This is a genomic window from Hydrogenophaga sp. (assembly GCF_030656115.1).
Classification (GTDB): domain Bacteria; phylum Pseudomonadota; class Gammaproteobacteria; order Burkholderiales; family Burkholderiaceae_C; genus Hydrogenophaga.
Genome location: NZ_JAUSOO010000005.1, coordinates 33,346 through 54,800, shown reverse-complemented (window position 1 = coordinate 54,800; position 21,455 = coordinate 33,346). Strand labels below are relative to the sequence as shown.

Annotated in this window: 19 protein-coding genes, 1 tRNA gene and 2 pseudogenes; 9 read left to right on the top strand and 13 right to left on the bottom strand. The window is 61.7% G+C overall.

Annotated elements, in window-relative coordinates:
• Window positions 1-97: 97 nt before the first annotated feature.
• The 5 genes from rimO to Q7J58_RS00485 form a co-directional block, all read right to left on the bottom strand.
• A complete protein-coding gene (gene rimO / locus Q7J58_RS00505; protein ID WP_304821852.1) occupies window positions 98-1,483 on the bottom strand; it encodes a 30S ribosomal protein S12 methylthiotransferase RimO in 1,386 nt (461 codons plus the stop codon).
• A gap of 57 nt (window positions 1,484-1,540) precedes the next feature.
• Entirely contained in the window at window positions 1,541-2,083 is a 543-nt protein-coding gene (gene phaR / locus Q7J58_RS00500) for a polyhydroxyalkanoate synthesis repressor PhaR (RefSeq protein ID WP_304821849.1), read from the bottom strand.
• A 237-nt stretch (window positions 2,084-2,320) separates the two neighbouring features.
• Window positions 2,321-2,397 (bottom strand) — tRNA-Val (locus tag Q7J58_RS00495).
• A 61-nt stretch (window positions 2,398-2,458) separates the two neighbouring features.
• Complete coding sequence (locus Q7J58_RS00490; RefSeq protein ID WP_304821945.1) at window positions 2,459-4,711, bottom strand: bifunctional (p)ppGpp synthetase/guanosine-3',5'-bis(diphosphate) 3'-pyrophosphohydrolase; 2,253 nt, start codon at window positions 4,709-4,711, stop codon at window positions 2,459-2,461.
• A 93-nt stretch (window positions 4,712-4,804) separates the two neighbouring features.
• Window positions 4,805-5,728 (bottom strand): alpha/beta fold hydrolase, encoded by a 924-nt coding sequence (locus tag Q7J58_RS00485; protein WP_304821846.1) that lies wholly within the window; start codon window positions 5,726-5,728, stop codon window positions 4,805-4,807.
• Between the two features lie 78 nt (window positions 5,729-5,806).
• Between Q7J58_RS00485 and Q7J58_RS00480 the strand changes: the two genes are divergently transcribed.
• The gene (locus Q7J58_RS00480; RefSeq protein WP_304821843.1) at window positions 5,807-6,577 is read left to right on the top strand and encodes a 3-hydroxybutyrate dehydrogenase; all 771 of its coding nucleotides are present in this window, start codon (window positions 5,807-5,809) and stop codon (window positions 6,575-6,577) included.
• On the opposite strand, the gene Q7J58_RS00475 is transcribed toward Q7J58_RS00480, so the two are convergent.
• The 5 genes and pseudogenes from Q7J58_RS00475 to Q7J58_RS00455 all read right to left on the bottom strand — a co-directional run bounded on the left by Q7J58_RS00475 (window position 6,512) and on the right by Q7J58_RS00455 (window position 8,847).
• Window positions 6,512-6,958 carry a group II intron maturase-specific domain-containing protein gene (locus Q7J58_RS00475; RefSeq protein WP_304821942.1) on the bottom strand — a complete coding sequence of 149 codons (447 nt, stop codon included), beginning with the start codon at window positions 6,956-6,958 and terminating at the stop codon, window positions 6,512-6,514. The genes Q7J58_RS00480 and Q7J58_RS00475 overlap by 66 nt on opposite strands.
• Window positions 6,879-7,127, bottom strand: a pseudogene (locus Q7J58_RS00470) (IS630 family transposase); the annotation flags it as partial. The pseudogene Q7J58_RS00470 and the gene Q7J58_RS00475, both read right to left, overlap by 80 nt.
• Before the next feature lie 45 nt (window positions 7,128-7,172).
• Window positions 7,173-7,300, bottom strand: a pseudogene (locus Q7J58_RS00465) (IS630 family transposase); the annotation flags it as partial.
• A 344-nt stretch (window positions 7,301-7,644) separates the two neighbouring features.
• Entirely contained in the window at window positions 7,645-8,373 is a 729-nt protein-coding gene (locus Q7J58_RS00460; protein ID WP_304821840.1) for an SIMPL domain-containing protein, read from the bottom strand.
• Window positions 8,374-8,382: 9 nt separating this feature from the next.
• The gene (locus Q7J58_RS00455) at window positions 8,383-8,847 is read right to left on the bottom strand and encodes a hypothetical protein (RefSeq protein ID WP_304821837.1); all 465 of its coding nucleotides are present in this window, start codon (window positions 8,845-8,847) and stop codon (window positions 8,383-8,385) included.
• Between Q7J58_RS00455 and ompR the strand changes: the two genes are divergently transcribed.
• A complete protein-coding gene (ompR, locus tag Q7J58_RS00450; protein ID WP_304821834.1) occupies window positions 8,841-9,572 on the top strand; it encodes a two-component system response regulator OmpR in 732 nt (243 codons plus the stop codon). The genes Q7J58_RS00455 and ompR overlap by 7 nt on opposite strands.
• 49 nt (window positions 9,573-9,621) lie before the next feature.
• Window positions 9,622-10,986, top strand: a complete 1,365-nt coding sequence (locus Q7J58_RS00445; protein WP_304821939.1) for a sensor histidine kinase — start codon at window positions 9,622-9,624, stop codon at window positions 10,984-10,986.
• 13 nt (window positions 10,987-10,999) lie between these two features.
• On the opposite strand, the gene ispF is transcribed toward Q7J58_RS00445, so the two are convergent.
• The gene (gene ispF, locus Q7J58_RS00440) at window positions 11,000-11,500 is read right to left on the bottom strand and encodes a 2-C-methyl-D-erythritol 2,4-cyclodiphosphate synthase (RefSeq protein ID WP_304821831.1); all 501 of its coding nucleotides are present in this window, start codon (window positions 11,498-11,500) and stop codon (window positions 11,000-11,002) included.
• Window positions 11,497-12,219: a 2-C-methyl-D-erythritol 4-phosphate cytidylyltransferase gene (gene ispD, locus Q7J58_RS00435; protein WP_304821828.1), complete on the bottom strand. Its 723-nt coding sequence runs from the start codon at window positions 12,217-12,219 to the stop codon at window positions 11,497-11,499. Before ispD ends, ispF begins: the two co-directional genes overlap by 4 nt.
• Before the next feature lie 94 nt (window positions 12,220-12,313).
• On the opposite strand from ispD, the gene mfd reads away from it, so the two are divergent.
• Genes mfd through Q7J58_RS00420 form a run of 3 tightly spaced genes read left to right on the top strand, consistent with a single transcriptional unit; the run spans window position 12,314 to window position 17,159 of the window.
• Window positions 12,314-15,880, top strand: coding sequence for a transcription-repair coupling factor (gene mfd / locus Q7J58_RS00430; protein ID WP_304821826.1), 3,567 nt, complete (start codon window positions 12,314-12,316; stop codon window positions 15,878-15,880).
• 14 nt (window positions 15,881-15,894) lie between these two features.
• The gene (gene serB / locus Q7J58_RS00425) at window positions 15,895-16,620 is read left to right on the top strand and encodes a phosphoserine phosphatase SerB (RefSeq protein ID WP_304821823.1); all 726 of its coding nucleotides are present in this window, start codon (window positions 15,895-15,897) and stop codon (window positions 16,618-16,620) included.
• Window positions 16,620-17,159 carry a redoxin domain-containing protein gene (locus tag Q7J58_RS00420; RefSeq protein ID WP_304821820.1) on the top strand — a complete coding sequence of 180 codons (540 nt, stop codon included), beginning with the start codon at window positions 16,620-16,622 and terminating at the stop codon, window positions 17,157-17,159. The genes serB and Q7J58_RS00420 overlap by 1 nt, the downstream gene beginning before the upstream one ends.
• 7 nt (window positions 17,160-17,166) lie before the next feature.
• Here the strand turns inward: Q7J58_RS00420 and Q7J58_RS00415 are convergent, their stop codons facing one another.
• Window positions 17,167-17,529, bottom strand: coding sequence for a translation initiation factor Sui1 (locus tag Q7J58_RS00415; protein ID WP_304821817.1), 363 nt, complete (start codon window positions 17,527-17,529; stop codon window positions 17,167-17,169).
• Between the two features lie 75 nt (window positions 17,530-17,604).
• On the opposite strand from Q7J58_RS00415, the gene Q7J58_RS00410 reads away from it, so the two are divergent.
• The 3 genes from Q7J58_RS00410 to rsxB all read left to right on the top strand — a co-directional run bounded on the left by Q7J58_RS00410 (window position 17,605) and on the right by rsxB (window position 21,385).
• The gene (locus Q7J58_RS00410) at window positions 17,605-18,858 is read left to right on the top strand and encodes a DEAD/DEAH box helicase (protein WP_304821814.1); all 1,254 of its coding nucleotides are present in this window, start codon (window positions 17,605-17,607) and stop codon (window positions 18,856-18,858) included.
• Between the two features lie 171 nt (window positions 18,859-19,029).
• Window positions 19,030-20,658, top strand: a complete 1,629-nt coding sequence (gene phaZ / locus Q7J58_RS00405; protein ID WP_304821811.1) for a polyhydroxyalkanoate depolymerase — start codon at window positions 19,030-19,032, stop codon at window positions 20,656-20,658.
• A 49-nt stretch (window positions 20,659-20,707) separates the two neighbouring features.
• Window positions 20,708-21,385 (top strand): electron transport complex subunit RsxB, encoded by a 678-nt coding sequence (rsxB, locus tag Q7J58_RS00400; RefSeq protein WP_304821808.1) that lies wholly within the window; start codon window positions 20,708-20,710, stop codon window positions 21,383-21,385.
• Window positions 21,386-21,455: the final 70 nt, after the last annotated feature.

Below are 21,455 nucleotides of genomic sequence, written 5' to 3'. Positions count from 1 at the left end.
CCACACCGCCCCCTTTCGGCTCAGCGCGCCCACTCAATGGGCGGGTGTTCTGATGGCCAGCCGCCAGAACACCGGTGGACGCACACCAGCCAGCCACTCAGAACGGCACCGCCAGCAGATCATGCCCCTCGGCCGCCACAATCCGCGCCTTGGTGAACTCACCCACTTTCAGGGTCTTGCTGATTTTCTCGGGAGGCAACAAGCGCACCACACCATCAATCTCAGGCGCATCGGCATAACTGCGGCCCACACCACCTTTTTTACCCAAGCCTGGTGCCGAATCTACCAACACCTGCATGGTTGCACCCACGCGCTGGCGCAATTTTTCAGCCGACACAGCTTCCGCCACCGCCATGAAACGTGCACGGCGCTCTTCACGGACTTCGGTGGGAACCGGGTTGTCCAACGCATTTGCAGCCGCGCCCTGGACGGGTGAGAAAGCAAAACAGCCGGCCCGATCGATCTGCGCCTCTTGCACAAAATCGAGCAGGTGCTGAAACTCGGCCTCGGTTTCGCCGGGAAAGCCCGCAATGAAGGTGCTTCGGACCACAATCTCAGGGCACAGTTCGCGCCAACGCGCAATGCGCTCCAGGTTCTTTTCTCCACTGGCTGGACGCTTCATGCGTTTGAGCACATCGGGGTGGCTGTGCTGCAAGGGCACATCCAGGTAAGGCAGGCACAGGCCTTCGGCCATGAGCGGAATGATCTCGTCCACATGCGGGTAGGGATACACATAATGCAAGCGCACCCAGGCACCATAGCCTTTGGCCAGTTCGCCGAGCGAACGCACCAAGTCCAGCATGCGCGTCTTGACCGGTTTGCCATCCCAGAAACCCGTGCGGTATTGCATGTCCACCCCATAGGCAGACGTATCCTGGCTGACCACCAGCAATTCTTTGACACCCGCTTCAAACAGCTTGCGCGCCTCGGTCAGCACATCGCCAATCGGACGACTGACCAAGTCACCCCGCATGGACGGGATAATGCAAAAGGTGCAGCGGTGGTTACAGCCTTCGCTGATTTTCAAATAGGCGTAGTGGCGCGGCGTCAGCTTGATGCCCTGGGCCGGCACCAGATCCACAAAAGGATCGTGCGGCTTGGGCAAATGCAGATGCACCGCCGTCATCACCTCATGCGTGGCGTGTGGACCCGTGACCGCCAACACACTTGGGTGCATTTTGCGTACCAGGTTGTCACCGTCGTCGCCGGTACGAGCACCCAGGCAGCCCGTCACAATCACTTTGCCGTTCTCAGCCAGAGCCTCGCCGATGGTGTCCAGGCTTTCGCGGACGGCATCGTCAATGAAGCCACAGGTGTTGACGATCACCAGATCGGCACCCGCAAATGTTTTGGAAGTCTGGTAACCCTCAGCACTCAACTGAGTCAGGATGAGTTCGGAGTCGGTCAGCGCTTTGGGACAGCCCAAACTGACAAAACCGACTTTCGGCGCCGCAGCGCCCGGTGTGGCAACAGTTTCAATCATGTGCCGATTGTCTCAGACTGACCGCAACCGCATACGCCGCCAGGGCGCTGCGGGAAACTACCGCTTCAGCCCCAGAGCCGCCATCATCTGTTCGCTGTTTTTTTGCATTTGCTCTTGCATTTGCGTGAACGCGCTGCGCGACTGCTCCATGTAGGTACCCATCATGCCTTGCATCAAAGGAGACTGTACATTCGTGAACTGCTTCCATACTTCGGGGTTAAGGCCCTTGGTCTGCTCGGTCATCTTATTCTGCAAGTCCATAAAGATCTGGACGTTTTTTTCCAGGTACGTACCCATGAAATCCTGCATGGCGTGGCCATAGAAACGGATGATGTTGGCCAGCACCTGCTCGGTAAAGATGGGCACGCCTGCGGTTTCCTCTTCCAGAATGATCTGCAGCAAGATGCTGCGCGTCAGGTCATCGTTGGTCTTGGCGTCGCGGACCACGAAGAGCTCGTTGTCCATGACCAACGACTTGACCTCGGCCAAGGTGATGTAGGACGAGGTGTCGGTGTCGTACAGACGACGGTTCGGATACTTTTTGATCACCCGCACAACGCCTGCAGGAGAAGAGCCGGCCTCGGCCTTGTTTTTTTGCACGAAAAGTCTTTCAGTATGTGACGGTTCAGAGCCCGTCTGTGGGGCAAAGGATACGGCACATTCTAAAAACCCAAGCTGACAAACGTCTCCGTGGGTTTTCCCGACGGTAGCCCACAAGCACATGGGCGCTTGCATTGCGTTTCAATCATGGGGAGCGATGGAGAAACAGCAACCACCATGAAGCGGCGACCCAGAAAGCAAAATGCCCTTGTAACTCAATGAATTACAAGGGCATTTTGGTAGGCGCGATTGGACTCGAACCAACGACCCCCACCATGTCAAGGTGGTGCTCTAACCAGCTGAGCTACGCGCCTACAAACCGTTCGAAGTCTCAAATTATAGCAGTATTTTGATCGTCTTTTCAAGATGACGAACTCATTTGCGCCTGACCACCCGCACGCCAGCCACATCGCCGACCACCGACATGGCCCGCGCCACCTGGCGCGCGTCTGCCACTTCAATGGTAAAGGTCATCCAGGCGATCCCCTTGACCGATTGGGTCTGCACACCGATCACATTCATTTTTTCGCGAGCGAATACATCTGAAATATCGCGCAGCAAGCCTTGGCGGTCCAGCGCCTCCACCGCGACATCGACGGGATAGTAAGCCCCCTCGCCTCGGCTGGAGTTGCTTGACCCACCCCATTGCACATCGATCACGCGGTCAGGCGATTTGCGTTGCAGGTGCGCGAAATCGGTGCAATCGGCACGGTGGATGCTGACACCTTTACCGCGCGTCACGAAACCGCCAATGTCGTCCGGTGGTGCAGGCTTGCAGCATTTGGCCAGTTGCGTCATGAGCGAGTCCACACCCACCACCAGCACACCACCCGGTGAGCGGCCGGGCTGTTTGCGGGGTTTCTTCAACCAGGGCGGAATGTCTTCCGCTGCCGCGACTGGTTCGGCCGGACGCAGATGGGTCTCGATGGCCCGCACGGACAGCTCGTCTTTGCCCACTTGCTCAAACAACTCCTGGGCCGATGAAAGGCCCATGGAAACGGCGAGATCGTCCAGCTTCAGCGCTGTCTTGCCTTCTCGCTGCAGCAGCTTTTCTACCGCTTCGCGCCCACGGGCCACGGTTTCTTCCATGGCCTGCGCGTTGAACCACGCCCGCACCTTGCTTTTGGCCCGGTGACTGACCAGATAACCCAGATCGGCATTGAGCCAGTCGCGCGAAGGACCGCCTTCTTTCGCTGCGGTGATCTCCACAGTTTGTCCGTTTTGCAACGGTGTGTTCAGGGTGACCATGGCGCCATCGACCCGCGCGCCACGGCACCGGTGGCCCAGGCTGGTGTGCACGGTATAGGCAAAGTCCACCGCAGTGGCGCCCTGAGGCAACTCCACGATGGCGGCATCGGGGGTGAGCACGTAGATGCGGTCGTCAAACAGCCCCTGCCCAGTGCCACTCAGGTCGCGCTCCCAAGCCAGCAACTGGCGCAGCACGGCAATTTTCGCGTCGTATTCGGAGCTGGCCGACACACCGGCATAGCCCTTGGCGCCGGCCTCTTTGTAGGCCCAGTGGGCGGCCACGCCGTGTTCGGCATGGTCGTGCATGGCCTGGGTACGGATCTGGATCTCAAACGCTCTGCCCTGGCTGTCGCGCACCACGGTGTGCAGCGACTGATAGCCGTTTGGCTTGGGTTTGGCAATGTAGTCGTCAAACTCTTCTGTGACCGGCGTGAACTGGGCATGGACCAGCGCCAGCACCGCGTAGCAATCGTCCACCTGCGGCACCACCACACGCAGGGCGCGGATGTCAAACACTTGGTCAAAATCCAGCGATTTACCGCGCATCTTTTTGACGATGCTGTAGATGTGCTTGGGACGCCCTTGTACGGACGCTGTCACGCCCTGGCGCAGCAGGTCTTGCTCCAGCTGCAATCGCACCTGTTCGACATGCGTCTCACGCTCGGCACGCTTTTCGTCCAGCAGGCGGGCCACCTGCTTGTAGGTGTAGGGCTCCAGAAAACGGAAGGCCAAGTCCTCCATTTCCCACTTGATCTGCCAGATACCGAGCCGATTCGCCAGCGGCGCAAACACATGCAATGACTCACTGGCCATGGCCTCGCCCGGGTTGCCCTTGCTGGCGGCAAAGTAGCGCAACGTCTGCAAGCGGGAGGCCAGACGCAGCATGACCACGCGCAGGTCGCGCGAGAAGGCGAGCAGCATTTTGCGCACGTTTTCCGTCTGGCTGGCAGCCAATTCGGACACCGGGGTCTTGCCCGGTGAAATCAGCGGCAAGGCTTGGTCTTGTGCCGCCTGGCGCTCTTCTTCTTTCTTGGCTTGCACCTGGGCCGTTTTCACCCTGGCCTGGCGCTGCAACTGCACAAGCTTGGTGGTTTCAACCGCCAGTGCAGCGAAGTTGTCGCCAAAAGCCTTGGCAATCACCTCTTGTGGACGGTTCAGGTGCTGGCAGGCGTAGACCAAATAGGAAGCCGCCTGCATGGCTTCGGAGCCACCAATGTCGTTCAGGATGGCGGCCACGGCATCGGCGTGCGCCAAAATATTTTCACCGGTATCGAGTTGCTCGGAAGCCAGCAGGGGCTCGGCAAAGGCTCGCGCACGGAACAAAGCTTGCGCGTGGTGCGGCAGGCTGTCCGACGTGGCCGTCACGATGGCCGATGGCATCGCAGCGCGGCTCGGGGGCGCTGAGGGCTGAGGCACCGCGTCAGGCAGTGCAGAGGCAGAAGAACGCTTCATGGACAGTCACAAGGCAGCCGGTCAGGGCGCCCCCAAAAATTCTTGAACGGCGGCAATCTGGTCAAGGACCATGAGTGTGGGGGCATGGCCCACGTGGGCAAATTCGATGCAGCGCGCGCACGGCCCCCGGCTGGCCATCTTGGCTGCGGTGTCGTGGGTAAGCAGATCCGAATCGGCACCTCGCAGCAACAGTGTGCGTGCCGCAATAGCGTCGTAAAGCTCCCAAAGCGCAGTTTCACCGTCGCGCACGGTTTGCCGAGCAGCCGCTTCATTGGCCATGCCCACCAGCGCCTTGAATGGCTCGGCAATGGCCGGGTCGTAATGCAGCCACCAGCGGCTGTTGCGCTCGCGCAGCATGGGGCGCGAGAGCGCAAGCCACTGCGCTGGCGTGTGAGGCCCAAAACCGGGGGAAATGGATGCGAGGTAGTCAACCGCTTCCTGTTCGCTGGCAAACGAGGGGTCTAGACCCAAGTAGGAACCAATGCGCTGCAAGGCCTCCCACTGGATCACCGGGCCCACGTCGTTCAGCACCAGCCGGCGCAGGCCCAGCCCAGGCTGTGCTGCGAGCGCCATGCCAATCAGCCCACCCATGCTGGTGCCCACAAAGTCCATCAACACCTCGGGATGCTCGGCACGGAGTTTGAGCACCAGCGCAGCCAGATCAGCCGCGTAGGTGCCCACTTGGTAGGCCATGGGATCGGCCAGCCAGTCGCTTTCGCCCCGACCAGCCACATCCACGGCCAGCACCCGTGTATAGGGCTGCAGGGCCTGCGCCAGTGCGTCGAAGTCACGTCCCTGGCGCGAGAGCCCATGCACACAGATGACCACGCGGCGGCTGTCCGCTGCAGGCTGCGCCGGCCAATCCCAATAGGCCATGCGACGGGAACCACCGTCACGCGCGACGGGGCCGCTGACGGGCAGAAAGTGGCGTGTAGGCTGCTGCATGGATCGTTCCTTCCCTAGGCTCCGTGATAATGCTTGAAGTGTTTTTCAACCTATCGTAATTGAACTGGAGTTCACGCCATGCTTGCGAACAAAACGGCCCTTGTCACCGGATCAACCAGCGGAATTGGACTGGGCATTGCCAAGGCGCTTGCGCGCCAGGGCGCCAACATTGTTCTGAACGGTTTTGGTGATGTGGAAGGCCCCAAGGCCGAGATCGCGGCCCTCGGGGCCAAGGTGGCCTACCACGGTGCTGACATGAGCAAGCCTGATGAGATTGAGGCCATGATGGCCTACGCCGCTGCCGAGTTTGGCCAAGTGGACATTCTGGTGAACAACGCCGGTATTCAACACGTGGCCCGGATTGAAGACTTCCCCGTGGCCCGGTGGGACGCCATCATCGCCATCAACCTCACCAGTGCCTTTCATGCCACGCGCCTGGCACTACCCGCCATGCAGAAGGCCAACTGGGGGCGAATCATCAACGTGGCCTCAGTACACGGGCTGGTGGGTTCGGCTGAGAAATCGGCTTACGTGGCCGCCAAGCACGGCGTGGTGGGTCTGACCAAGGTCACTGCGCTGGAAAACGCCACCTCTGGCGTCACTTGCAATGCCATTTGTCCTGGCTGGGTGCTGACACCGTTGGTGCAAAAGCAGGTAGACGCCAAAGCGGTGGCGCTGGGCGTGTCGAACGACGAAGCCCAAAAGGTGCTGCTGGGCGAAAAAGAGCCGTCCATGCAGTTCACCACCCCAGAGGAGCTGGGAGAACTGGCCGTATTTTTTTGCTCACCAGCGGCCTCCAATGTGCGCGGCGTGGCCTGGAACATGGACGGCGGCTGGGTTTCTCAGTAAGCGCGCTGGATCGGCATAGGAGAGCGCCGACCATCGCAGCCGCCTGCCACCCTGCCCGGCACGCGTGTCCATCCGCACCGGGTGGTTCGTGAGCTTGAGGTTACGGCAGCCTTGGCAACCCCAATCCACCAAAATCCGCAATGGTCTGCTCGCTGTTGAGCAGTTCGGGATCGCTCTGAGCCGGTGACGCAACCACTCTTCAAGCTCGCGCCAGACCTTGGTCGTTTGCGCCAACCCAAAATAAGCATCCCAGCACAACAGGCTGGACCTGAATTTCTCTACCAGCGGCTCTACTGTCCCGTCACGGGAAAGTTGTCGGGTAGAGGCGATTGGGCTTTCCGCAGGCGTCCTTGGTCGTGAACTGCCAGTTGACTCTGGCATGTAGGTTGTCACGGCGTGCCTGCCAAGCTGCGACCTCGTTTCGTATGGTCTCGATGTTGTCCATGCGCCACCCCAGGCAAGGGCTCGCCGTGAAGTTGACCTCAATCGCAGCCATGTTGAGCTGGCGACCATGCTTGGGTGTGTAGACGATCTCGAAGCGGTCCCACACCACAGCGACTTGGCTTGCCCGGGGACAAATAGTTTGACACTACCGTGGGTAACTCAGCCCGGTCATCATGACGATTGCATGATCTTCGTGCCTTGCCTGTACAGCCTCACGACTTGCTTGCTGCGTTTGTGAAGTTGCTCCTGCGTTTGACTTTTTGCGCTTTCTTCTTCCATGACTCTTTAATGATGAACATCAGGCAGAGTTCAAACTTTATTGGGCCTTGAACGCACCGTCACCGCACAACCGCCGCCACTTCGCCTTGGTCACAAGAGCTTCGCGGATTCTGGCCCACTCACCCTGCATGGCAACGCCTTCCATGCGGCTCTTGTTCATCGGCTCACGTGTTTACGCTTCACACGTCCTTCCCACGCTCCAGTCACCCTCACCCAGTTGCATTCCACTTTGCTCACGGTGACCCGCTCGCAGCGGGGCTTGCACCCACAGGTGTGCGCCCGTGCTGGGCGCATCAATAAAAAGGCCCCTGACTTTCCATTGCGACAGTTCCACCCAGAAAGGTTCAGCGCAACTGAACAGTTCCAGAAACGGTCACATTCACCATGCTTTTCCCGGCTTCCACCGCGATCGGTGCGTCCGACATGGCCGCCTTGGCTTCCATAGCCATAACCCGAGGGCGCACGTAGCCACCACCTTGATCCGCTGAGCTGACAGCAATTTCGCGCAGAGAATAAGAACCGAATCCAAACCCCTTTGCAATTTCATTGGCTCGCAACTTAAAGCGCTCCAGGGCCATGGCCTGCACATCGGACTCCAGTGCCTGCTGCGCTTCACGGGACAGGCTGAAACCGACGTGGCCCATAGTCAACGTTTGTATCTTGCCTGCGGTTGCGCTGATACGGGCAAAGTCGCGCCCCTCCAGCACCATTTCGGTGCTGCCTTGCCAACCATTGATCTTGCCGCTGCTGCTGTAGCGGGGATACAGTGTGAACTGACCGGTACGGACTTCAAGTTGCTGTGGCTGCGCTGCAGCCTTGGCCACCGCCAGCGCCGCATCCAGAGCCACTTTCAGCTGATTTTGAACGGTACCTGCATCGGGACCTTCTTTGGTGGTATTCAAACTCATCGACAGCCAGTCCTGCTGAACCTCCTTGAACCCACTGGCCGACAGCTGCACCACGTTGGCGGGCGGTGGCGTGATTTGCGCATGGGCCGCAGCAGATGCGCACAACAACGCCAAGGCAAGCAGCGGGCGTCGGGAAAAAAACAAAGGCTTGGGGTAACGTCTCATAGGTGGGGTTTATTTGTGGTTTAGTGCTTGAGAAGACTGGCTTCGAACCTGCTCACGCATGTGTTCGCGCTCCTCGGCGGAGAGTCGGTATGGCTTCAAAAACCCGTTCAAGCGCTCAACAGGCTGGCTCAGCACCTCGCGCAACGGCAGAAGGCTAGGATGTCCACCGTCGTCAATGGAAAGGCTCTTCCCAAAAGCCAACGGGTCTATGGGATCGGACAATTTTTGGACGTCTGCGGCCCCAGCAGCAGCCGGACTCAGTATCAGAGCAAAAATGGCGACCAACGGGTTCAACTTCATGGTCTGCTCAAGTAAATGTATTGAACCATTGTGTTGTGTGCGCACGGTGAAGTTGCAAGCCCCTGGCAGCAACTTCTGTAACAACATGTCAGAAAAATAAAAAACGTTTGTTGACAAGCACTTGGCGCTGCCACAATCGTGTTTGTTACATTTTTGGAGTTGTTGCCATGTCACAAAACCATGTCCGCCCCAACAAGATTTTGGTCGTCGATGACGATGTGCGTATCCGCGACCTGCTGCGCCGCTACCTGATGCAAGAAGATTTCGAGGTGATGCTGGCAGAAGACGGCAAAGCTCTGAACCGAGTGCTGCAGCGCGATACTGTGGACCTGATCGTACTGGACTTGATGATGCCCGGTGAAGACGGTCTGTCTATTTGTCGGCGTTTGCGCGCCAACGGCGACCGCACACCCATCATCATGTTGACCGCTAAAAGCGAGGATGTGGACCGCATCGTGGGCTTGGAAGTGGGCGCAGACGATTACTTGGGCAAACCCTTCAACCCGCGTGAGTTGCTGGCCCGCATCCACGCGGTGCTGCGCCGCCGCCCGCCAACCGAAGTGCCTGGAGCACCATCGAAAGACCAGGAAGTGGTGAAGTTTGGCCCATTCGAATTTGACATGAGCCTGCGCACCTTGCGCAAGGACAGCACAGATCTTTCGCTGACCACAGGGGAATTCGCCATGCTCAAAGCCTTGGTGCGCCACCCGCGCCAACCGCTTTCTCGCGAAAAGTTGGCTCAATTGGCGCGCGGGCGGGAATTCGAACCGTTTGACCGAAGTCTGGATGTACAGGTGTCGCGCCTGCGAAAGCTCATCGAAGAAGATGCAGCCACACCGCGCTACCTGCAGACGGTGTGGGGCGTGGGCTACGTGTTCGTGCCGGACGGAAACACGTGAAAAGCTGCCAATGTCCGAAGAGTCACGCGTTCCATTTGAAACCCAGCCGATGGCGCTGGAAACGGCTCCCGCGCCTCTGGAGATTCGACCGCAGCGGGGACTGAGCCTTTTTTGGCGCACTTTTTTCTTTCTGGCTTTGTTGCTGGTGGGCTGTACCGTTGCCTGGCTTCAGACGTTTCGTGCACTGGAATACGAGCCGCGTGCGCTGCAAAGCGCCCAGCAATTGGCTTCATTGGTCAACCTAAGCCGCGCCGCACTGGTCCACTCCGACGCGATTGCCCGCGTCTCGCTTATCAAAACCCTGGCCGACGTGGAAGACTTGCGGATCGCACCGCGTGAACCCAACGACACCTACCACCTGTACAACCTAGACTCACTCAGCCGCAACGTGAGCGCGCGGCTGCAAATGCGGCTGGGCAGCGACACGGTGGTGGCGCGTCAAGTGAATGGTGTCACGGGCCTGTGGATCGGCTTCACAATCGACGGCGACCCGTATTGGCTGCTGACCGATCCCTCGCGCATTGGCCCGGTGGCAGGCACCACTTGGCTGATCTGGCTTGGAACGGCTGCGCTTCTGTCGCTCGCAGGGGCAGCCCTGATCGCTCGGCTGCTCAACCACCCGCTGAAAAAGCTGTCATTTGCAGCCAGCCGCGTTCGCGAAGGCGACTTCAGCGCCAGCCAGCTCAACGAGGCGGTGGCCACCAGCGAAATACGTGAGGTGAACATCGGCTTCAACCGCATGGCCCAGCGGCTGAACAAAATCGAGCAGGACCGCGCCATGATGCTGGCGGGTATTTCACACGATCTGCGCACACCGCTGGCACGCCTGCGGTTGGAAACAGAGTTGAGTGTTGCCGATCCGCAAGCACGCGAACACATGGCGGCCGACATCGAACAGGTCAACGCCATCATTGACAAATTTCTGGACTATGCGCGGCCCGGTCACCAGCAACCTCAAGAGGTCAGCCTTAGCCAAGTGGTGAACGCAGCGGTGTTTGCCATGGGGTCGGATCCCAATACACGGATCAACGTCAACATACCGTCCAACACCATCGTTCTGGGCGATGCCGTTGAGTTGCAGCGCGTGTTTTCCAACCTATTGGAAAACGCGCAGCGCTACGGCAAAAATCCAGAAACTGGCATAACCAAAATAGAAATTGCCGCCAAGGCAAAAGACGATTGCGTGCTCGTCAAGCTGCGCGACCATGGTCAGGGCGTTGCGCCCGAGGTACTGGAAAAATTGACGCAGCCCTTTTTCCGGGGCGACGTGTCACGCAGTTCGGCCACTGGCACTGGCCTAGGACTGGCTATTGTGGACCGAGCCATCGCCCGCATGGGCGGGCGGTTCGCACTGGCCAACAGCAGCACGGGTGGACTGGCCGCCCACATCAAACTGGTCAAAGCGCCCGGCTGAATCAGCGAGTCGATCAGCGTTGCCTGGCCACCAACAGCACCACTGCGCGGGCTTCGATCGACAGACCCTGCCCCACTGGCCCCAATTTTTCAGCGGTTTTCGCCTTCACATTCACCTGTCCCCGCGCCACGCCCAGCGTGCGCGCCATGTTGTCGCACATGGCACCGATGTGTGGCGCCAGCTTGGGGGCTTGCGCGATCACGGTGCTGTCCACGTTGCCAATGTCAAACCCTGCTTCGCGCACGCGGCGGCCAGCCTCAGCGAGCAGCACCGACGAATCTGCCCCCTTGAAGCGTTCGTCGGTATCGGGGAAGTGGCGGCCAATGTCGCCCAGCGCAGCGGCACCCAGCAGCGCATCGGTGACGGCGTGCAGCAGCACGTCGGCATCGGAATGGCCGAGCAAACCCATGCTGTGCGGCACGCGCACGCCGCCGATGATGAGCGGGCGCCCAGGCACCAGGGCGTGCACGTCCCAGCCCTCACCGATGCGAAAAGGAAATACAGAAGCGTTCATGGGCGGCTTTTCAAAATGGCCTCGGCCAGGGCAAAGTCTTCCGGGTAGGTAACTTTGAAATTTTGGGCGCTGCCGGGCACCAGCCGGGGGTGTTGACCGGCCATTTCCATGGCGCTGGCCTCGTCGGTCACCCCTGCAAAGCCTTGGGCTTGCGTGGCGGCCAGCGCTGCATGCAGGGCGCCCAAGCGGAACATTTGCGGCGTCTGGGCCAGCCACTTGTCGGACCGGTCCACCGTGGCAGCCACGCGGCCATCCGCCTCCACCTTCAGCGTGTCGGGCAGCTTGAGCGCCAGCAGGCCACCCACCGGGTCGTGCCAGCAGGCGTCAAGCAAGGCGTTGACCTGTTGCGGCGTCACCAGGCAGCGCGCAGCGTCGTGCACCAACACCCAGTCGTGGGGCGCCGCGCCCTGCGCCAGCAGGGCCTGCAAGCCATTGAACACGCTCTCTGCCCGGGTGGCTCCACCGCAATCGGCCAGCTCAATGCGGTCATGGTCCAAGCTCAAAAACAGGTCCCCTGCCGCCACCACGACCAGACAGCGCTCAATGCGGTCCACCGCCTGCAAGGCAGCCAGCGTGTGGCGCACCAGCGGCAGGCCCGCCAGCGGTTGGTATTGCTTGGGCGAGGCGGTGCCAGCACGCGAACCGGTGCCTGCACAGGGCAGCAAGGCAAAGCAGCGGGGCACGGGTGTTGGAGGGGATTGGGTGCTGGTATCGGTCATGGCAGTGCGTGCATTCTAAAATCAAGGTCTCTTCACCCCCTGCCTTGGCTGGCTGGGGGTGTTTGTCATGTCTGGCCCCGCCACCGAGCCCCTTATGGACCTGCCCAAACTCAACCCCGGCAAGCGCTTCACCCTGCCACGCCCCAGCGGCTCGGCCGACGCCTTGTTGCTGGCACAAATCGCCATGCGCGACAAAGCGGCCGGGCGACTCACCGCCATCGTCACCGCCGACGCCACCGATGCGCAGCGCCTGATGGAAGAAATGGCTTTTTTTGCGCCCGGTTTGCGCTGCGCCCTGTTCCCCGACTGGGAAACCCTGCCCTACGACAGCTTCTCGCCACACCAGGACCTGATTTCCGAGCGCCTGGCCACGCTGTGGCGCATCCAGCAGCACGACAAGGACACCGGTGCCGACGTGGTGCTGGTGCCCGCCACCACCGCGCTGTACCGGCTGGCGCCACCGTCTTTTCTGGCGGGCTACACGTTTCACTTCAAGGTCAAGCAAAAGCTGGACGAGGCCAAACTCAAAGGCCAGCTCACGCTGGCGGGCTACCAGCATGTGACGCAGGTGGTGAGCCCGGGCGAATACGCCGTGCGCGGCGGGCTGATCGATCTGTTCCCGATGGGCTCGCTGGTGCCCTACCGGGTGGACCTGTTTGACGACGAGATCGACAGCATCCGCACCTGTGACCCCGACAGCCAGCGCAGCCTGTACCCGGTGCCCGAGGTGCGGCTGCTGCCCGGACGCGAATTCCCGATGGACGACGCGGCGCGCGCCAAATTTCGCAGCCGCTGGCGCGAACTGCTGGACGGCGACCCGACCAAAAGCCGCATCTACAAAGACATGGGCAACTGCGTGGCCACCGCCGGCATCGAGTACTACCTGCCGCTGTTTTTTGAAGACACGGCCACGGTGTTCGACTACTTGGGTGAAGCAGCCACCGTGGTGCTGCACGGCGACCTGGAGCCGGCCTTCCAGCGATTCTGGCAAGACACACAAGAGCGCTACCGCCTCGTCAAAACCGATCCCGAACGGCCCGCCTTGCCGCCCGAGAGTTTGTTTCTCACAGCCGAAGGCTTCTACACCCAAGCCAACGCACACGCGCAACTTGCCATCAGGAGCCATGCCCCCACGCTCCCCGCTGCGCGAGGTTCGCAGCCCCCCGAGGGGGCGCCCACCAGCTTGGGGCGGCCCGGCGCTGGTAAGGCGCTGGCCGACGTGGCCGACAACGCCTTTGCGCAAACGCTGGGCGACCTCTCGGTGCTGCGCGGTGCCGAAGACCCGCTCTCGCGGCTGCAAACCCACATCCGCAACACCGCGCACCGCGTGCTGCTGTTGGCCGAGAGCGATGGCCGGCGCGAGAGCCTGCTGGACTTTTTGCGCGCCAGTGGCGTCAGTCCACCCGCTTTTGATTCGCTGGCCGAATTCAGGGCCAGTGACGAAAAGTTGGGCATCGCCACCGCCGCGCTGACAGTGGGCTTCTCGTCCATCGAAGACGGCATCGACTTCGTCACCGAAACCGAGCTGTTTGCCGCTGGCCCGACCACGCGCCGGCGCAAGAAGCAGGAGCAGGTCAGCGATGTGGACGCGCTGATCAAAGACCTGAGCGAGCTCAACGTGGGCGACCCGGTGGTGCACAACGCGCACGGCATTGGCCGCTACCGGGGCCTGGTCGAGATGGACATGGGCGAGAAAAACCCGGACGGCTCGCCCGCGCTGATGGAGTTTTTGCACCTGGAATACGCCGACAAGGCGGTGCTGTACGTGCCGGTGAGCCAGCTGCAGCTGATCGGCCGCTACACCGGCGTGAGCGCCGACGAAGCGCCGCTGCACCGCCTGGGCAGCGGCCAGTGGGACAAGGCCAAGCGCAAAGCGGCTGAACAGGTGCGCGACGCCGCCGCCGAACTGCTCAACATCTACGCCCGCCGCGCTGCCCGCCAGGGCCATGCATTCCGTTTCTCGGCACAAGACTACGAAATTTTTGCCAACGACTTCGGCTTTGAAGAAACCGCTGACCAGCGCGGCGCCATCCACGCCGTCATCCAGGACATGATCAGCCCGCGCCCCATGGATCGGCTGGTGTGTGGCGACGTCGGTTTCGGCAAGACCGAGGTGGCGCTGCGTGCTGCGTTTGTGGCGGTGACCGGCGGGCGCCAGGTGGCCTTTTTGGCCCCCACCACGCTGCTGGCAGAGCAGCACTACCAGACGCTGGTGGACCGCTTTGCCAAGTGGCCCGTCAAGATCGCCGAGGTGTCGCGCTTTCGTTCGGGTAAGGAGATCACCGCCGCCATCAAGGGCATTGCCGACGGCACGGTGGACATTGTCGTGGGCACACACAAACTGCTGAGCGAATCCACCAAGTTCCACAACCTGGGCCTGCTCATCATCGACGAAGAGCACCGCTTTGGCGTGCGCCACAAAGAGCAGATGAAAGCCCTGCGCGCCGAGGTGGACGTGCTCACGCTGACCGCCACACCCATTCCGCGCACCCTGGGCATGGCACTCGAAGGCCTGCGCGACCTGTCGGTGATTGCCACCGCGCCGCAGCGCCGCCTGGCCATCAAGACCTTTGTGCGCAGCGAGAACAACGGCGTCATCCGCGAAGCGGTGCTGCGCGAACTCAAGCGCGGCGGGCAGGTGTACTTCCTGCACAACGAGGTGGACACGATCGAGAACCGCAAGCAGAAGCTGGAAGAAATTTTGCCGGAAGCGCGCATCGCCATCGCGCACGGCCAGATGCCCGAGCGGGACCTGGAGCATGTGATGCGCGACTTTGTGGCCCAGCGCTTCAATGTGTTGCTGTGCTCCACCATCATTGAAACCGGCATCGACGTGCCCACCGCCAACACCATCGTGATGAGCAGGGCCGACAAGTTTGGTCTGGCGCAGTTGCACCAATTGCGCGGGCGCGTGGGCCGCAGCCACCACCAAGCCTACGCCTACCTCATGGTGCCGGACATTGAAGGCCTCACCAAGCAGGCCGCCCAACGGCTCGATGCCATTCAACAAATGGAAGAACTGGGCAGCGGCTTCTATTTGGCCATGCACGACCTGGAGATTCGGGGTGCCGGCGAGGTGCTGGGCGAAAACCAGAGCGGCAACATGTTGGAGGTGGGTTTTCAGCTCTACAACGAAATGCTCAACGAAGCCGTGGCGTCGCTCAAAGCCGGACGCGAGCCCGACCTGCTGAGCCCGCTCTCCGTCACCACCGACATCAACCTGCACGCCCCTGCCCTGCTGCCCAGCGACTACTGCGGCGATGTGCATCTGCGCCTGAGCTTTTACAAAAAGCTGGCCACCGCCAAAACCGCCGACCAGGTGGATGCGCTGCTGGAGGAAATTGTGGACCGTTTCGGCAAACTGCCCCAGCAGGCGCAAACGCTGATCGACGTGCACCGCCTGCGCGTGCTGAGCGCGCCCTACGGCGTGGTCAAGGTGGACGCAGCGCCCGGCGTGACGAACATCACCTTCAAAGCCAACCCGCCGGTGGAGCCGATGCGCATCATCGAGCTGATCCAGAAAAACCGCCACATCAAGCTGGCCGGCAACGAAAAGCTGCGTATCGAGCGCGCCCTGCCCGAGGTGAAAGACCGCGTGCAACTGGTGCGCGATGTGCTGCGCAGCCTGGGCCAACCCATCAAAAAACCTGAAATGGCCTGAGCGCCACCCCACCTATGAGCACACCCACCGAATTCGCCCCCGGCCTGACCCTGCAAGGCTTCACGCCGCCGCTGAACCTGAGCGACTTCAAGCTCATCGCGTTTGACATGGACTCCACGCTCATCAACATCGAGTGTGTGGACGAAATTGCGGATGCCGCAGGCCGCAAGCCCGAGGTCGCAGCCATCACGGAAGCCGCCATGCGCGGCGAAATCACCGACTACAAAGACAGCCTGCGCCGGCGTGTGGCGCTGCTGCGCGGCGTGACCGTGGCCGACATGGAACAGGTATTGACGCAGCGCCTGCAGCTCAACCCCGGCGCCGAAGCGCTGGTGAAAGCCTGCAAGGCGGCGGGCCTCAAGGTATTGTTGGTGTCGGGCGGGTTCACCTACTTCACCGACCACGTGCGCGACCGCCTGGGCATCGACCACACGCGCTCCAACGTGCTGGAAATTGAGAGCGGCCCCAACTGCGGCCAGCTCACCGGACGCATGGTGGACCAGCCCTGGGGCGACATTTGCGACGGCAAGGAAAAACGCAAGATGCTGCTGGAAACCTGCGCGTTGCTGGGCATCAGCCCCCAGCAGGCCATTGCCATGGGCGACGGCGCCAACGACCTGCCCATGATGGGCGAGGCCGGGCTTTCGGTGGCGTACCACGCCAAGCCGGCGGTGCGCGCCCAGGCCATGGTCGCCATCAACGAAGGCGGTCTGGACCGCCTGCTGGAAGTGCTGCGTTGATGGGCCGCATCGCCAGCCACCTGCGCCGCGAATGGCGCAGCCACCTGGGCACCCTGGCCTTGGTGCTGGCGGTGTTTCTGGGCGTGCAAGCGTGGCAAACACGCGGCGTGCCCGCGGGCCCGGTGCCCGAGCTGGCATTCACCCTGATCGCGCCCGACGGCAGCCGCACCCCCACCACGCTGAGCGCCTGGCGCGCGCAGCACCCGGGCCAGCCCGTGGCGCTGCACGTGTGGGCCGACTGGTGCCCCATTTGCCGCACCGAAGAGCACAGCATCAGCCGCCTGGTGCCAGGCGGGCGGGTGCTGACCGTGGCCATGCAGTCGGGTCAGGCCGATGCCGTGGCCCGTGTGCTGGCACAGCGCCAGCTGCCTTGGCCCACCGCCGTGGACCCGCGCGGCGAGATGGCCCGCGCGCTGGGCTTCAAGGCGGTGCCCGCGTTTGTGGTAGTGGACGGCCAAGGCCAGCTGCGCGGCGCCACCGTGGGTTACACCACCGAGCTGGGCATGCGGCTGCGGCTGTGGTGGGCGGACTGGTTTTGACAGGCGCTCAGCCGCCAGCGCGTTTCACCATATGGCCCTGGGCTTTCAGCGCCGCCATGATCCGGTCGATGTGATCGCCTTGTATTTCGATCACGCCGTCTTTCACTGTGCCGCCGGTGCCGCAGGCCGCCTTGAGCTGCTTGCCCAGGGCGGTGAGCCCGGCGGCGTCCAGCGCCAGCCCTTTCACCAGCGTGACCGCTTTGCCGCCGCGTCCCTTGGTTTCGCGCGACACGCGCACCACGCCGTCGCCAGCCGGCACAGCACTGCGCTGGCCGCACACACACTGGGCCACCGGCTGGCGGCAGGCCGGGCACATGCGTCCGGCTTCCGTGGAATACACCAGTCCACCACTGGAAAGCTTGTTTTTCATGGGCGCCGATCGTAGCGCCTTGTGCCGCAGCGCCACCGCAGCCCGCCCCGTTAAACTGCAAAGAAACACCGCACCATGCCATTTACTGCTCTCGGGCTCGTTCCCGCCCTCGCCCAAGCCGCTGCCGAACTCGGTTTCACAGCCCCCACACCCATCCAGCAGGCTGCCATTCCGGCCGTGCTGCAAGGCAAAGACGTGCTGGCCACGGCCCAGACCGGATCGGGCAAAACCGCTGCCTATGTGCTGCCGCTGCTGCAGCGCCTGCAAGGCGCGCCGCTGCACACGCCCCGGCGCGTGCGTGCGCTGGTGCTGGTGCCCACGCGCGAGCTGGCCGCCCAGGTGGGCGAAGTGCTGCGCAGCCTGGCCCAGCACCTGACCGAGCGGCCCAAGGTGGCGGTGCTGTTTGGTGGTGTGTCCATCAACCCGCAAATGATGGCACTGCGCGGCGGGGCCGACGTGGTGGTGGCCACGCCAGGGCGCCTGCTCGACCTTGTGGATCACAACGCCCTGCGGCTGTCTGCGGTGGACATGTTGGTGCTGGATGAGGCCGACCGGTTGCTCGACCTGGGCTTTGCCGAAGAACTCACCCGCGTACTCGCACTGCTGCCGGCGCAACGGCACACGCTGTTTTTCTCAGCCACGTTCCCGCCCAACGTACAGGCGCTGGCTGGTGGCTTGCTACAAACGCCCGAGCACATCGACATTCCCTCTGCTCCGGTGGCCGACGCCGTGGTGCTGCAGCGGGTGATCCAGGTAGACGCCGGCCGGCGCACCCAGCTGCTGCGCAAGCTCATCAAAGACAACGGCTGGGAGCGGGTGCTGGTGTTTGTGGCCACGCAATATGCGGCCGACCGGCTGGCCACCAAACTGCACCACGGCGATCTGTACGCCACCTCGTTTCACGGTGGCTTGAGCCAAGGCGCGCGCAAGCAGGCGCTGGACGAGTTCAAGCAAAAACGCTGGGACGTGGTGGTGACCACCGACCTGACCGCGCGCGGCATCGACATTGCGCAGCTGCCAGTGGTGGTGAACTTTGACCTGCCCCGCTCAGCGGTGGACTATGTGCACCGCATCGGCCGCACCGGTCGCGCGGGCGAAAGCGGCCTGGCCGTGAGTTTCGTGAGCGCCGACACCGAAGCGCACTGGAACCTGATCGAAAAACGCCAAGGCCTGAGCCTGCCGCGCGAACAGATTGCGGGGTTTGAACCCGTCGAAGTGGCCGTACCGCGCAACCCGGTGGGGCCAGACAACGGCGGCATCAAGGGCAAACGGCCCAGCAAAAAAGACAAGTTGCGCGCAGCTGCTGCTGCGGGTACCGGCGCGGCGTGAGGGGTTGTGGGTCGCAATACCAGCCCATGAGAACACCGTTTTTCTAGAAAAACTCCGGTTGAATTCTTTCACAAAGGTGACAACCAGGCCGGGAATTTAGGTGTTTTCACCGTCACAAAAAGCACGCCATGCTGTTATATTGCACTGCAACATAACTGTTTTTCCACACCCATGCTCTACCAGATTTACGAAACCCAGCGCTCCATCATGGAGCCGTTCTCTGACCTGGCCGAGGTTGCAGCCAAAATGTTCAGCAACCCAGGACTGCCTCTGGGTCAGTTCCCCTTGGCCCAACGCGTATCGGCCGCCTACGACCTGATGCACAGGCTGGGCAAAGACTACGAAAAACCCGTGTTTGGCATCCCCACGGTGGATGTGGACGGTGTGGACGTCGCGATCCACGAACGCATCGAAATGGACAAGCCATTCTGCGAACTGCGCCGCTTCAAACGATTCTCCGACGACGCTGACACGTTGAGCAAACTCAAGGGCCAACCAGCGGTGTTGATCGTGGCGCCGCTCTCGGGCCACTACGCCACGCTGCTGCGCGACACCGTGCGCACCATGCTCAAAGACCACAAGGTCTACATCACAGATTGGAAAAATGCCCGTTTGGTGCCGTTGTCAGAAGGTGAGTTCCACCTCGACGACTACGTCAACTATGTTCAGGAATTTATTCGCCACCTGCAATCCAAGTACGGCAATTGCCATGTCATGAGCGTGTGCCAGCCCACCGTGCCGGTGTTGGCTGCCGTGTCGCTGATGGCGAGCCGTGGCGAAACCACACCGCTGACCATGACCATGATGGGTGGCCCCATTGACGCGCGCAAGTCGCCCACCGCCGTCAACCACTTGGCCGTGCAGCGCAGCCACAGCTGGTTCGAAAACAACGTGATTTACCGTGTACCGGAGAGTTTCCCGGGCGCTGGGCGCCGTGTGTACCCCGGCTTCCTGCAGCACACCGGGTTCATTGCCATGAACCCGAACCGCCACGCCGACAGCCACTACGATTACTTTAAAGATCTGATCAAGGGCGACGACTCCAGCGCCGAGAGCCACCGCAAGTTTTATGACGAGTACAACGCTGTACTCGACATGGATGCTGATTACTACCTGGAAACGATCGACACCGTGTTCCAGGACTTCAAACTGGTCAACGGCACCTGGGATGTGAAAAATCCCAAAGGCAAGGTGGAGCGGGTCAAGCCGCAAGACATCACCCACACCGCCTTGCTGACGATTGAAGGCGAATTGGACGATATTTCTGGCTCGGGTCAGACAGCGGCTGCGCACGACCTGTGCACCGGCATCACCCCGAAGCAGAAGATGCACTACGAAGCGGCTGGCGCGGGCCACTATGGCATTTTCAGTGGTCGTCGCTGGCGCGAAATGGTGCACCCGCTGGTCAAGGCCTTCATTTTGGCTCACCAGCCGGGTGCAAACCCAACGGCCCAAGGAGCCGCCAAGCCCAAAGCCATTCCTGCGGCGGCAGTCGAGGTATCTGCCACGGTGGCACCGGTGAAAGCCGCGCCAGCCAAAACCAAACCTGCCCAGGTAACCACGCCTGTCAAAACCGCCGCAGCCAAAAAGACCACTGCAAAAGCACCGGTCGCCAAGGCGGTGACAACGGTTGCAGTTGCTGCCCAGTCTTCGGCTGCACCGGTGGCAGCCACCACCGTGGCCAAAACAGAAGCCCCGGCCACGGCCCCCGTGGCAAGCAACAGCCCGGCGGTGGTGGCTGCCGAACCGGTGGCGCCCTCTGCAGCAGCAGCCAAGTCCGATCAGGCACCGATCGTCTGATCCACCCGGGTTGCCGGGGATGAACCCGACCCCGGGTATATTCCCCGGCATGAACGACCTTGCCCGGCGCATTGACGCCGTCTTGCCGCAAACACAGTGCACACGTTGCGGCTATCCCGATTGCGCCCGCTACGCCCAGGCCATTGCCAGCCAACAAGCCGACATCAACCAATGCCCGCCGGGCGGTGCTGAAGGGATTGCGCGCCTGGCGGCCATCACAGGCCAGCCCATCACCCCGCTCAACACCTCACACGGTATTGAAGGGCCGCTGACCGTGGCCGTGATCGACGAAAACTGGTGCATTGGCTGCACGCTGTGCATCAAAGCCTGCCCCACCGATGCCATTGTGGGCAGCAACAAACGCATGCACACCGTCATCGAACCGCATTGCACCGGTTGTGAACTGTGTTTGCCGGTTTGCCCGGTGGACTGCATTGCGTTGGAGGTGGTCAGCGGCGAACGCACCGGCTGGCAAGCCTGGACAGACACACAAGCCCAACAAGCCCGCGAACGCTACCGGCAACGGCAACAGCGCACCGCCCGAGAGAGCGTGGAGCACGAACAGCGGCTGGAGGCCAAGGCCAAAATGAAACTGGCCGATCTGGCCGCACATTCGCTGCACACCGACCCCACCACACTGAACAAAAAACGCTCGGTGATCGAAGCGGCCCTGGCGCGTGCCCGAGCCCGACGCGAAGCGGCGGCAAACCCGGAACAACCCACGTAACCGGAGCGCAGCTGCGAAGGTACGCAAAAAAACCCTGCGGCATAAGCACCGGCAGGGTTTTTTAGTGGAG